Raw genomic sequence first — 14301 nt, 5'->3', positions numbered from 1 at the left:
TTGTCCTTGTATCCCCCGTGACCAAAACGGTATAGATGGTGCCCCTTTAGGTCTTTAACCGCTTAAAGGACTAGCTGGCAAGTCTCGGACGACTCAGGACGCCTAAAGCTAACGTGAAATGTGTTATGGGAACGAAGTAACCCCTATTAGACTCTCATTCGATGAGTAGGGAAAGTTTAACCAATGTCTTTTAGGGCTAAGGATTCCCCAAAAAGCAAGCCTGGAGTAATGTTCAGGATATGCAGACGTGGGGAGACATTGCAGGTAGGCACTGAAGCCGAAATTGTATTAAGCCAAAATGCGAATAGGCCGGGGTGAGTAGGCTCAAGTCGAGAGTAGGAGACTCTTGTTAATAAAAATCTCCAGGCAGCCAAGCCAAAGAGTAGCGAAAACCGAAGCCAACAATCGTGAACAAACCTTGAAATATAGGCGCGAAAGTAGGTGTAATCAACCTTATAGACTACTGCAATGTTAGGAGCCGTGTGAGTTGGAAACTCTCACGCACGGTTTTGAAGCAGAGGTGAGGGATAGTGATATCCCCATCGACTGTATCGCGATAGCGCAACCCAACAGTTACAAATATGTTGTTGGGTTTCCTTAACGTCAACCCAACCTACAAAGTTATACCCTTCCCTAGCTAACCTAGTCTCAATAACCATGATGAAAACCTTCAGAGTTGCATATTATCCTTTGTCTCTGTTGATGCCTCTACTCCCAATAGTAGTAGCGACTCCTGGGAAAGCACAACCCATCACTCCCGCTAATGATGGCACAGGTACAACCGTCAATCAAAACGGCAACCAATTTAACATTCAAGGAGGCACCCGTAGCACAGACGGCAGAAACCTCTTCCACAGTTTCGATCAATTCAACGTTAACTCTGGCCAAACCGCCAATTTCCTCACTACCCCAGACACCCGGAACATTCTGGGCAGAGTTACAGGTGGCAATGCTTCTATAATTAACGGTCTTATTCAAGTCATCGGCAGCAACTCCAACCTCTTGTTGATGAACCCTGCTGGAATGATATTTGGTCCCAATGCCAGTCTCAACCTACCCGCTTCATTTACTGTTACTACTGCCACAGGTATTGGTTTCAATAGCAACAACTTTTGGTTTCAAGCTATGGGAACAAATGACTACTCAAACCTAGTGGGAAACCCCAGTGGTTATCGTTTTAATGTATCAAACCCAGGCGCAATAGTTAATGAAGGAAATTTAAGTTTAAACCCGGGGGAGAATTTGACCTTATTGGGAGGTACAGTTATCAACACTGGTGAACTCTCTACCGCAGGAGGTAATGTTACTATCGCAGCAGTGGAAGGTGGCAGCACTCTGAGAATATCTCAACCAGGGAATTTGTTGAGTTTAGATATATCCTCATCAGTGGGAACTACAGAAGAAACAAATTTCACACCTTTATCATTACCAGAATTATTAACAGGTGGGAATGAGACTCATGCTACGTCTATGACTGTTAATGCTGATGGTGATGTAGTATTGATAGATTCAAATACCTTGGTTGCTGATGTACCGAGTACAGTCATTACTTCAGGAAATATAGATGTTTCGATCCCCCCTAACCCCCGTTCAACAAAAAGCGCAGCAACATCTGGCCTCCCCCTTTCCAAGGGGGACGGGAGGGGGATTACACAGGGGGACGGAAGAGAGAATGAAGGCCAGATTAGTGTGTTGGGCGATCGCGTAGCAATTATCGATGCTAATATTAATGCCGATGGTATCAACGGAGGTGGAACAGTATTAATTGGAGGCGACTTTCAAGGCAATGGAATAGTGAGTAACTCTCAGCAGACATTTGTAAACAATAACTCATTTATTTCTGCTGATGCTATTACAAATGGTGACGGAGGAAGAGTAATAATTTGGTCAGATGGAGTAACTAATTTTGCCGGGAATATTAGTGCTAAAGGGGGAGAATTTTCTGGAGATGGAGGGTTTGTTGAAGTATCTGGAAAACAACAATTAATATTTAATGGAAATGTCAATGTTAGTGCTGAATTTGGCAATCCAGGAACAATATTATTAGACCCAGAAAATATCACAGTGGGAGAGTCAGAAAATACTGAAAGTTCAGAAACAGAAATAGTAGATAATAATTCGGAAGTGGCATCTGGTGAAAATTCTGAAAATTCAGAAACCACAGAAAATATTGATAATTCAGAAATAGAAACAGTAGATAATAATTCGGAAGTGGCATCTGGTGAAAATTCTGAAAATTCAGAAACCACAGAAAATACTGAAAGTTCAGAAACAGAAACAGTAGATAATAATTCGGAAGTGGCATCTGGTGAAAATTCTGAAAATTCAGAAACCACAGAAAATGTTGGGAATTCAGAAATAGCAGAAAATACAAATTTAGAGACAGAAGTTACTTCTACAGAAATTGCTGAGAAATCAGAAACAACAGAAACAGAAATACCAATAGACCCCTTTACTCAAGATGAAAATTCTGATGTGACAATTTCCGCAGAAAATATTGGGGAGTTATCAGGAGATATAATTTTATTTGCCGATAACGATATAACAATTAATGAAAAAATAGAAACTACTGAATCTGTAGAATTAAAAGCCGGACGAAGTATTAATATAAATGCTGATATTGACACATCAGTTGGTAATGGAAATATTGATTTACTTGGTAATAATGATCGGATGAATTTGGCTAATCGGAGTGAGGGGAAAGCTTCAATAAATCAATTAGATGGAACGACATTAAATGCCGGAAGTGGCACCATTAATATTCAGCTAGGAAATTTAGGAGAAGTAGGGGATATAAATCTGGCAAATTTAACTACAACAGGGCAAGTTTTAGTTAATGCTAATGGAGGAAATATTGCCAGAGTTTCTGAGAATTCAATCTTCTCCACCAGTTGCCAGTAAGTTGCCATCAGGAATAAAACTAATAGTGGCGATCCCTCCTTGAGGTATAGCAACGTGCGCTGGTATTTTGTATCTTACACTTTTGCTACTAATGTAGCATATATGAAAATATTGGTATAAAGTAGTAGAGTTTTGTCTTATACTTAAAGACAATAGTAGTATGCAAATATGTGAGCGCTTATTGCTATATAATCTGGTATTATCTATAATAATCTCTGATTATCTATATCTTATTTTATGCTACTAGGATTCAAAACTGAGTTACACCCAAATAATCAGCAAAAAACATTGCTGGCCAAACACGCTGGTGTAGCACGTCATGCTTACAATTGGGGACTATGGTTGACTAGGAACATCCTTAATCACAATTTCAATAATCCTGATAGTAAACTTAAATTTCCCACTGCAATTGACCTGCATAAACTCTTAGTAGCAATGGTTAAACCTAATAACTATTGGTATTATGAAGTATCTAAAACAGCGCCTCAATATGCTTTGAGGTATTTATCCGTTGCTTGGAAGCGTTGCTTTAGCAAGGTCTCAGGACAACCTCAATTCAAGAAAAAAGGTAGAGATGATAGCTTCACTTTGTATGGTTCTATATCAGTAGGTTTTAATAGTATAAAGTTACCTCGAATTGGTTGGGTAAAAACCTTTGAAATCTTGCCAGACAATGTTAGTCCAAAGTCTGTAACTATTAGCAAAAAGGCAGGTAGATGGTTTATTAGTTTCAAGAGAGAAACAGCTTCCATAAATACTGAGAAATCAGTAGATGTAGTTGGTGTAGATTTAGGTATAAAATCTCTAGCTACGTTATCTACTGGTGAAGTATTTGAAGGCGCTAAATCTTACAGAAAGTTAGAATCTAAATTATCACGACTGCAATACCTCAACAGACATAAAACTAAATTCTCTAATAACTGGAAAAAATCTCAACTTAAGATAGCTCAATTACATACAAAGATAGCCAACATCAGAAAAGATACATTGCATAAACTGACTACCTATCTAGCTAAAAACCACAGCCAGATAGTAATAGAAGACCTAAATGTATCAGGAATGATGGCGAACCATAAACTAGCTAAAGCTGTTGCCGATATGGGTTTTTATGAATTTAGAAGACAGTTACAGTACAAGTGTGAGCTATATGGTTCTAAGCTAATCATTGTTGATAGATGGTTTCCTAGTTCTAAAACTTGCTCTAACTGTGGAAATGTCAAGGAGTCTCTATCTTTATCTGAGAGGATGTTTAAGTGTGAACACTGTGGTTTCAGTTGTGACAGAGACTTGAATGCTAGCTTAAATCTAGCTCAGGCGGTCAGTTCGACCGTGACAGCTTGTGGACTGGATAACGCCGACGTTCCCAGAATGAAGCAGGAATAGAACAGATTGTTTATAGAAAATCATAGATTTTTGCAGATAATCGTAGGTTTCTAAGAACGGAATCTTATTATATTGCTACTATTGAAGGCCAAGATTATTTTGTACCTATTACGCAAATTCTCAATGACACTGCAACTTTTACTTTTACTGTAGATAATGACTTAGGAAATGTAGAGAATTTAGATGTACGTTTTTCTGTAGAACATTCTTCAGTTTCCGATCTAGAAGTCAATCTCGAATCACCTCAAGGAAAGGAAGTAAAATTGTTTGCAGGTGTTGGTGGTAATGGGCAAAACTTTCAGGATACAGTATTAAATGATAACGTTTCTACAAGTATTAACTCTGGTAATGCTCCGTTTGATGGTACATATCGTCCCCAGGGAAATTTAGCACATTTTAATGGAGAAAACCCCAATGGAACTTGGACTTTGAGGGTTAGAGATAGTAATAATCCTGTTCAATTTTTTCCTGGTGGAGGCTTTTCCTTAAGACTTGATGGTGAAGGCACTTTGTACAGAGCAGGTGATACTGCTCCCTGGGGAACTGCCACAGGTACGCAATTGTTACTGCGCAGTCCTCTTGTTCGCAGTGGAGGAGGAAGAGGTAGTGGAAATGGTGGAGCAATTAACTTGGAAGCAACTTATGGTGATATTAGTGTAAGAAATGTCCGTAGTTTCAGTGAAAATGGTAATGGGGGAACAATTGATCTGAAGGCTAACAACAGTATTGTTACAGGAGTGATTAACTCTGCTTCTCGTCAAGGAAATGGAGGTGCTATCAACCTTAATGCTCTTTCTGGAAATATTCTTACATATTCGTTAGATGCTTCATCTATCGATCAGGATGGGGGGAATATAGAAATAAATGCGGTAGGGGATATTACTACGGCAGAGATTATTACAAAATCAGGTGAATTTTTTGTTAATGAGGATGGAATTTCTGAAATCAGGGGTAGTGGTAATGCTGGTAGTATCAACATAGAAAGTACAGGAGGTTCAATTGATACTACAGAAGGTTTAATTTTTGCAGGTTCTGGAGCGGGAGATGGAGGTGAGATAAATCTTACTGCACAAGGTGATATTACAACAGCAGATATAAATTCCTCTTCTGAGAGTGGCATTGAAAATTTCTATTCTGATTCTGCCAACATAGAACTCAATTCAGGAAATGGAGGAGATATAAATCTTGCTGCACAGGGTAGTATCACAACAGACAATATCAATTCTTCTTCTGGTGCCAGCATAAAAAATTCTTCTGTTGATAATGGTACTCTTAAACTCAACTCAGAGGATGGAGGAGATATAAATCTTACTGCACAGGGTGATATTACAACAGCCAATATCAACTCCTCTTCTAATAGTAGACTTGGACTTTTCAGTTCCTCTGGCGATCTTAGCGTTGAAGGCAATTCTGGAGATGGAGGTAGTATCATCCTGAATTCACAGAGTGACATCACAACATCAAACATTAATTCGTCTTCTTCTAACATTGAAAATTCTGGAGATGGGGGTAACATCATCCTGAATTCACAGAATGATATCGCAACATCGGACATTAATTCGTCTTCTTATAGTCTTCCTATTTTTAGCACTGAAGGTGACTCTGGAGATGGAGGCAATATTACCCTCAATTCAACAGTAAGTGGTGATATTACAACAGAAAATATATATGCTGATTCCGCTGTTTATGGAAATGGTAACTCAGGTAATGGAGGCCATGTAACCTTTAATTCAACAGTAAGTGGGGATATCACAACAACAAATATTTATTCTGGTTCTTCTGTCTATGGAACTGGGAACTCAGGTAATGGTGGAAGTATTACGATCGATGGCAATGGCGATATAACTACAGGAAACCTATCTTCTAGTTCTACTGTTTCTGGAAGTGGAACTGCAAACTCAGGAGATGGAGGAAGTATTATTATAGAGGGCAATGGTGACATAACAACAGGAACTGTTTTTTCTAATTCTAACGCTTTTGGTTCTGATAGTAACTCAGAGAATGGAGGAGATATTAATATAACTGCTGGAGGTTCTATAATCACAGAATCTCTTAATTCCTATTCTTATTCAATTCAAGGTAAATCAGGGGATGGAGGCAGCATTTCTCTAATAGCAGACACAGTAAAGCTTAACATTCTAGAGTTCCCATACATAGAACAACTGCAAATAAACACATTCTCAGTGGGAACAAACAACTCCGGAAAAGGTGGAGATGTTAACATTACCACAAACAACCTCAGCAATGCAGAAATATTGACACTATCTAGCAACTCCGAGTCAGGACAAGTAACAATAGAAAATAAATCCAGAGGAAACCTTCTACTGAATGATTTATCCATCATCACCAGTAAACAAGTAACTATACAATTACCTGGCGAATTCATAGAAGTAGACGTAGGCAGCACAGAAGGCCAATCAGGAAACGTTAATATCTTCAGCTCAGGCAACCTCAACCTCAACAACGTTACCATCGAAAGTGACACAAAAGGAGACCTACCTGCTGGAAATGTCTACATCGAGAGTCAAAAAAACATCACCCTCGACAACACCGACATCCTAAGTATCACTAACGCTCAAGGAGACGCTGGCAACATCACTCTCGAAACCCCCCAAGACATTCAACTGACAAACAACAGCCAACTTCGAGCTAATACAGAAGGCAGCGGCAACGCAGGCAGTATCGACATCCAAGCAAACAAGCTCAACCTAGAGCAAAGCACTAGCCTAATCACAGAAACTTATGCAGCAGGGGCACCAGGAGATATCACCATCAAAGCCAACACTGTAGATATCGGTGAAGATGCCCAAATTAGTGCCACAGTAGTTTTGGGCGCAACCAGCACCGGAGACGGAGGCAATATCACCATCAACACCAACGAACTTAATATCACAGGAAAACTCGGAATATTCGCCGAAACCGAAGCATCAGCGAATGCTGGCACTCTTACCCTTAGTCCCTACAAAGATAACCCAGACCTCAACATCAATTTCAGCAACGACGGTTTTATTTCCGCCTCTACTTCCTCCACAGGTAACGGAGGAAACATTAACCTCGATGGGGAGAGGGGGAGACGAAGAGACACGGAGACGCGGAGACACGGAGATGGGGAGAGGGGGAGACGAAGAGACACGGAGACGCGGAGACACGGAGATGGGGAGAGGGGGAGACGAAGAGACACGGAGACGCGGAGACACGGAGATGGGGAGAGGGGGAGATATTATTCTGGAAGCAGGCAACAATATTAACACTGCAACAGCAAGAATATATTCCGGAGCAGATATTGGCGACACGGGCAAAATTGATATTATTGCGGATAGCGCAATAGAAGCAGGTCAAATAGACCTAGCATCAGGCTTTGTCAGGCAACAACAAACAGTAAATGATAACTTTACTCTCATACCCCTACCTCAAGGAGCAGCAACCAGGGGAGTAGCAGGAAATATCACTATCACCAGTAACAATGGCGCAATAGATACCACCGCTGGTGTTATCAATTCTCGTTCTCCTGATGGTTCTGGCAATATTACTCTCAATGCTAGAGATAATATTACTATCGGTCTCCTAACAGCTAGCGCTCTTAACCCAGAAAAACCAACGACAGGAGGAGATATTACGATCGCTAGCCAAACTGGAGAAATAAATGCCACAACAGCTATAGAAACTTTTTCAGAAAGAGGTACTGCTGGAAATGTGACTATTATGGCGGAGGAACACATTCATCTAGAAAATATTCTATCTCAGGGAGCAGAAGGAGGAGGGGATATTACTATAGACAGTCGCAGTGAAAATAGTATAGATGCTCAAGGAGAGTTAAACACTTTTTCTACAGAAGGAATAGCTGGAAATGTCACTCTTACATCCCCTGGAAATATAACTATTAGTGGCATTCGTTCTCAGGGAAGGGAACAGGGAGGTAATGTTACAGTTGAAAGTGGAACAGGTGAGGTTAATTCAACTGGGAATATTGACTCTTTTTCAGACGAAGGCATAGGAGGAAATGTCGATCTGAATGCTCTAGAAAGTGTGAATTTAGCAAATGTGTCATCTTTTGGTGCGACTGAAAGTGGTAATTTGAGGATACAGAGTCGTACAGCAACAGTTAATACAGGTAATGTGACTACACAAGCGCCGGAAGGAAGTAGTGGCAATATAGTTATTAACGGAGAGGAAGTAGGTACGGGAGACTTAACTTCTATCGGTACAACGAGTGCAGGTGCAATAAATGTGGAAGCTACAGATGGCTCTATTACAACTTATGATATTGAAATTAGCTCTGATGGCACCATAGGAAATTTAATACTCAGAGCAACGGAGGATGTTAATACTGGAGATATTAATGAGAATGCAGGAGATGGAGATACAAATATTAATATTGATTCTGGAGGAGACCAGAATATAGGAGATATTAATCAAAATGCAGAGGGCGATGCTAATAATATTGCCATTACAGAAGGTAATCAAAATCTGGGTGATGTGACTCAAAATGCTGGAAATGATGCCACTAATATTGCCATTACAGAAGGTAATCAAAATCTGGGTGATGTAACTCAAAATGCTGGAAATGATGCCACTAATATTGCTATTGCAGAAGGTAATCAAAATCTGGGGAATGTAACTCAAAATGCTGGAAATGATGCTACTAATATTGCCATTGCAGAAGGGAATCAAAATCTGGGGAATGTGACTCAAAATGCTGGAAATGATGCCACTAATATTGCCATTGCAGAAGGGAATCAAAATCTGGGGAATGTGACTCAAAATGCTGGAAATGATGCCACTAATATTGCCATTGCAGAAGGGAATCAAAATCTGGGTGAAGTAACTCAAAATGCTGGAAATGATGCCACTAATATTGCCATTGCAGAAGGGAATCAAAATCTGGGTGAAGTAACTCAAAATGCTGGAAATGATGCCACTAATATTGCCATTGCAGAAGGGAATCAAAATCTGGGTGAAGTAACTCAAAATGCTGGAAATGATGCCACTAATATTGCCATTGCAGAAGGGAATCAAAATCTGGGTGAAGTAACTCAAAATGCCGGAAATGAATCTATCAATATTCAGAACGATGGAACTAATCAAAATCTTGGAGAAGTCAATCAAAATGCTGGAAATGAATCTATCAATATTCAGAACGATGGAACTAATCAAAATATAGGAGAAATCAATCAAAATACAGGGAATGAATCTATCAATATTCAGAACGATGGAACTAATCAAAATATAGGAGGAATCAATCAAAATACAGGGAATGAATCTATCAATATTCAGAACGATGGAACTAATCAAAATATAGCAGAAATTTCTGCACCTCCTAATAACAATACCTCGATTAATAATCCTCTCATCGATCAAGACAATGCTAATAATCCCAATATTTTAAATACTCCCACAAATTCTTTAGATACAAACAGTCCAGAAATCCCTTCTACCTCCAACTTAATTTCAATTACCGCCCCTAGTAACAACGACCAAACAACAAATACTGCCACTGCTAAAGAGCAAACTGAAGAATCTATCAACAACACCACCGACACAAAAAAAATATTAAATATCATCGATACTATTAATACCAATACCCTGACAGTAGCCACAGGTTCAGACAAAATAGTAACAATGTTAGAACAACAACGCATAAACGAATATTCAGATTACTTCGGAGAAGATTTTGACGAAAAATTACTTTCTACACAAAATGTCCGAGATATTTTAACAGATATAGCAAATCAAACAGGAAAAGAATCTGCTGTTGTTTATATCAATGCTTACTCAGACCAATTACAGATAATCTTATTTACCAAAAAAGGTCAACCAATTCTCAAAACAATTTCTACAGCCAATCGCGATAAATTAAAGCTAGCCACCATAGAATTAATACTAGAAATTACCGATCTAAAACAACGCCAAACCACAAGTTATTTAGCAGCATCTCAACAATTATATCAATTATTAATAGCCCCCATTACTGCCGAATTAGAAGCAGCCAATATTGATACAATTTTATTTAGCATGGATGTAGGATTTCGTTTATTACCCTTAGCAGCTTTACATGATGGAGAACAATTTTTAATAGAAAAATACAGCATTAGTAGTATTCCCAGTGTCAGTTTAATGGATAGTCGTTATAATTCTGTTCATAATACTACTTTATTAGCTATGGGAGCCAGTGAATTTACAGAACAAGCGCCCTTATTTGCTGTACCTGTAGAGTTAGAAACTATTTCTCAAAATTTATGGCAGGGTAATATGTTTCTCAATGAAGAATTTACTCTGAAAAATTTAATTAATCAACGTCAAAATTATCCTTATCCGATTATTCATTTGGCTACTCATGCTGAATTTAATGGTGGAAATGTGAGTAATTCATATATTCAGTTGTGGGATGAAAAATTGCGATTAAATCAAGTCAGAAAGTTAGGTTGGAGTCAACCACCAGTGGAATTATTAGTATTGTCCGCTTGTCAAACCGCAGTAGGAAATAAAGAAGCAGAATTAGGTTTTGCTGGTTTTGCAGTGGCCACGGGAGTTAAGTCAGTATTGGCAAGTTTATGGTTGGTTAGCGATGAGGGAACATTAGGGTTAATGACAGAATTTTATTCTCATTTGGGTAATACCAATATTAAGGCAGAAGTGTTGCGACAAACCCAGTTGGCAATGTTGAAAGGTAAAGTTGCGATCGAAGATGGGATTTTGAGGGGGTCTGGTAGTCGTGGGGAAGTACCTTTGCCTCCTGAGTTGGCACATCAGAAAAATCAAAATTTTTCCCATCCTTATTATTGGGCAGGGTTTACCATGGTTGGTAGTCCTTGGTAATATCATGTCCGGTTGAACAGTTATAAATAAACCACCGAGGAGTCAGTCCTCAGGAGTCAGGAGTCAGGAGGGAAGAAAGAAGGAACAAGCAAGAAGCAAGAAAAAAGAGGAGGAAAAGGAGAAAGTTTTTTATCACTAATTAGGGCAGGCTGATTAAATCTAAAAGCATTGACATATAAAGACAAGTGCCTTTTTAGGGCCTTTAAAAGTACCTGGTTTTCAGCTCTTGATGCTCATGCATGGAGCGTATTTTAGGCTCATAGTTATAGCAGTTTTCATTTCAGTAGACCACTGTAGGGACGTTGCATGCAACGTCCCTACAGGGTTTTGGTTATGGCAATGTAGTTCATCCATTTGAAAAGCACTGTAAGCAGAACAATCTTGGGACAAAATTTAGCTCCTACCTCCTCGCTCATTCCCATTTCTCCTGTCTCCTGTCTCCTGTCTCCTGTCTTCTGTCTCCTGTCTCCTACCCCTAATATCTGTACTAACTATCCAACAAATGAGAAATTGTCAGCATCAACTACAGGTGCATTATCTAATGTAACAAATAGACCTCCATTACCTAAACCAGCATCACTACCATTTTGGTTATAGAATAAATTACCATTATCTGTATTGTATACAATGACGGCATCCTCTGTTGCAGCATCATTATCACTGGTAACAGTGGCAAATATATCCTCAAAACTATCCCCACTATCAATAGCAGTGAAAGTTGTCCTGTTGATGAGAATAATATCTTGCTCTATATCAAAATCAGTAATTCTATCTTCTCCAAAATCATCTTGGTCATAAGCTTGATTTGTATTAAAGATAAAGCGGTCAATACTTGCACCACCAGTCATGACATCATCTCCAGGACCACTATTGAGGCGATCGCGTCCTTGACCTCCATTGAGAGTATCATTACCACTACCACCAAACAAGCGGTCAAAACCAGGACGACCTTCTAAAATATCGTCGCCATCTCTACCATAAAGGAAGTCATTACCCTCAGCACCAATAATAGTATCGTCAATATCGCTACCAACAAGAGTATCATCGTCGTCACCACCCCGAATCACTAACACTGTATCCTGGCGTACAGACAAATTCTGAATGCGCTCGTCTTGCTCTGGAGGTGTATCTGCATTGCTGAAACTAGGGTTGCCATTTTCCGGAAAATTCACTGATAAATATTCAGCTAAGGCATCTTGCTCGGTAGCATTATTAGTAAAGTTAGCATTATTAGTTGCTCCTGATGGCAAACTTTCATCTGCCAAGTCAACTCTGTCTTCTCCCAGTAGTGGGAAAGGATAGCTATCGCCACCACCTGCGATGAAACCGAGAGTCACTAGCCTAATTTCCCGGTCTGCGTCTCCTACTATCTCTCCATCACTCACTACCACATCAGCGATCGCTCCATTTTCATCCACAATAGCCAGACTTCTGACTCGCTCTCCATCTGTAACAACGCCTGTATCATCAAATTCGATAGCTTGTTGAGTGGCATCAAAACTGAAAGCAAGGCCGCCCACCTGCGGAAACTGACCGGGAGTTGAATCGTCTGTAGTTGCTGCAACACCATGCTCGATAATTTGTTTGAGTTCTTCTGCGGTAACTGTTAGTAAACTGAGGTCATTATTGAAACGGAGGGAATTTTCAATATCTAGCTGGGAAATTTGCCCCTCTTCTTTACCTGCAAAAGAGTTTCCAGCAGGAGGCAACTGCAGCAAATCATCGGAAGTACCCCCAGGAGGAATAAACGACTGACCGATATTGTCACGGATACCGCCACCGTTTTTAATGGAAACTACCACATCAGGGTCGTATTCTTGGGCAATAAATAAATTTGCATCCGCTGTCAAATTTCCCAGATTAGTTTCTTGGGTACGGACATCTCCTCTCGTACCATTGAGGAATACATCTGTGGAACCGAAAATATTGCCGTCTCTGTCAGAAATATTCTCATTAATAGCATTTGTCACAGCTACTATTGTGGGGTCAGCTACATCTTCAGGATCGACATCTTCCTCGTAAACTCGGTCAACTCCCTCATCATCAGTGGCATAAACACCACTTAAGTCTTCATCAAAACTTGTAATAATACCGTTTTCGTCAAAGTCAGCAATGAGGCGACCGACATATTTATAGTTGCCGTCGGTGTTGATAACTAATACAGGTTCATCGCTCGCAGAAGTAAATTCTAGAGGATAGGAACCCCCGCGAGTATCTCCATCTCGTAGGGGGTCATCTTCTCTGGCGAGGAGAGTATTGGAACCACCAGCCATAATGACATCGACATCTGTCAGCAGTTCTGCTAATTCTTCTTCAATACTAATCTGCTGCATGTGGGTGAGCAGAATAACTTTATTAATACCTGTGGCGGTTAATTCATCTACTGTTTCTTGAATAATTTCAGCCAAAGCTGCGATATCGTCACTGTCTGAGGGGGAAACAACAAGATCGCCAGTGGAAGAAATGGCAGGTAAGGCAGGAGTAGTTGCACCGACTATTCCTATTTCTTCCCCGCCTACTTCAATGACAACGCTCCCGGAAATTGTATTAGGTTGGGGTGCTCCACCATCTTCTACAATGAAGTCTGCAAGATCGATGGTATCTTCATCATCATCGAATTCAAGGGAAAAATCAATATTGGTGCTGAGATAGGGGAACTGAGTACCAAGATATCCTCCCTCATCAATTCCCGGCCCGGTGATTTCAGAGTTAGCTGGAATAAGATTAGCAAAAGCGCCTGTTCCCAGGTCTAATTCATGATTACCAACAGCAACTGCTTGAAACCCCAGAGCATTGTTAATTAAAATATCACCAATGCCTGGTTCGCCATAAATTCCGTCACTAGCATTGAAAAAAGGTCCGGCAATATAAATGTCTCCAGAAGATAATTTTAATGTATTTGTAAAATCATCTTCTAGAGCATTCATAACTGCGGAAAAATTAACAGCATCTTCGATCGCCGGAATACCTGCTTCTTGATCGGCAGCATGAAGAATTTGCAGTTGAATTGGTTCCATATAGCTTTACTAATTAATTAAATTTCATGATTTTTCTAGGTCATCATATCCCTATAAAATTAAGTAATCTTTAATAAAAGTTTGCCATTAGGTTAAGTATAGTTTAAGCAAAAAAAAACACTCTTCGATCAAAATGTTGATATTTTTCCGGAGGCTCATTTCGATCGTAAGATCGTAGTGTAGG

General features: G+C 39.7%; 5 protein-coding genes and 1 pseudogene. 4 read left to right on the top strand and 2 right to left on the bottom strand.

The features are described from left to right. Positions 1–657: 657 nt before the first annotated feature. Positions 658–2901 carry a filamentous hemagglutinin N-terminal domain-containing protein gene (locus F6K54_RS09180; RefSeq protein ID WP_293076713.1) on the top strand — a complete coding sequence of 748 codons (2244 nt, stop codon included), beginning with the start codon at positions 658–660 and terminating at the stop codon, positions 2899–2901. On the opposite strand, the gene F6K54_RS09175 is transcribed toward F6K54_RS09180, so the two are convergent. Then, positions 2875–3054: a hypothetical protein gene (locus F6K54_RS09175; RefSeq protein ID WP_293076711.1), complete on the bottom strand. Its 180-nt coding sequence runs from the start codon at positions 3052–3054 to the stop codon at positions 2875–2877. The two genes, F6K54_RS09180 and F6K54_RS09175, sit on opposite strands and share 27 nt — an antisense overlap. An 84-nt stretch (positions 3055–3138) precedes the next feature. Here F6K54_RS09175 and F6K54_RS09170 point away from each other — a divergent pair, with 84 nt between their 5' ends. The 3 genes and pseudogenes from F6K54_RS09170 to F6K54_RS09160 all read left to right on the top strand — a co-directional run bounded on the left by F6K54_RS09170 (position 3139) and on the right by F6K54_RS09160 (position 11100). Continuing rightward, positions 3139–4284, top strand: a complete 1146-nt coding sequence (locus F6K54_RS09170; RefSeq protein WP_293076709.1) for a transposase — start codon at positions 3139–3141, stop codon at positions 4282–4284. Positions 4285–4310: 26 nt separating this feature from the next. Next, a pseudogene (locus tag F6K54_RS09165) lies at positions 4311–4676 on the top strand (proprotein convertase P-domain-containing protein); the annotation flags it as partial. A gap of 2665 nt (positions 4677–7341) precedes the next feature. Further along, a complete protein-coding gene (locus F6K54_RS09160; RefSeq protein WP_293076707.1) occupies positions 7342–11100 on the top strand; it encodes a CHAT domain-containing protein in 3759 nt (1252 codons plus the stop codon). A 491-nt stretch (positions 11101–11591) separates the two neighbouring features. On the opposite strand, the gene F6K54_RS09155 is transcribed toward F6K54_RS09160, so the two are convergent. Beyond that, a complete protein-coding gene (locus F6K54_RS09155) occupies positions 11592–14117 on the bottom strand; it encodes a 5'-nucleotidase C-terminal domain-containing protein (protein WP_293076705.1) in 2526 nt (841 codons plus the stop codon). Between the last annotated feature and the right edge of the window lie 184 nt (positions 14118–14301).

Source organism: Okeania sp. SIO3B5 (assembly GCF_010692555.1).
Taxonomy (GTDB): domain Bacteria; phylum Cyanobacteriota; class Cyanobacteriia; order Cyanobacteriales; family Microcoleaceae; genus Okeania.
The sequence above is the reverse complement of the archived record's forward strand: the minus strand, read 5'-3'. Positions and strand labels throughout refer to the sequence as shown.

Bases quoted from the DNA above. Each gene is read 5' to 3' on its own strand.
- F6K54_RS09160 (WP_293076707.1), top strand. From the start codon at position 7,342: ATGGGGAGAGGGGGAGACGAAGAGACACGGAGACGCGGAGACACGGAG.
- F6K54_RS09170 (WP_293076709.1), top strand. From the start codon at position 3,139: ATGCTACTAGGATTCAAAACTGAGTTACACCCAAATAATCAGCAAAAA.
- F6K54_RS09155 (WP_293076705.1), bottom strand. From the start codon at position 14,117: ATGGAACCAATTCAACTGCAAATTCTTCATGCTGCCGATCAAGAAGCA.
- F6K54_RS09180 (WP_293076713.1), top strand. From the start codon at position 658: ATGATGAAAACCTTCAGAGTTGCATATTATCCTTTGTCTCTGTTGATG.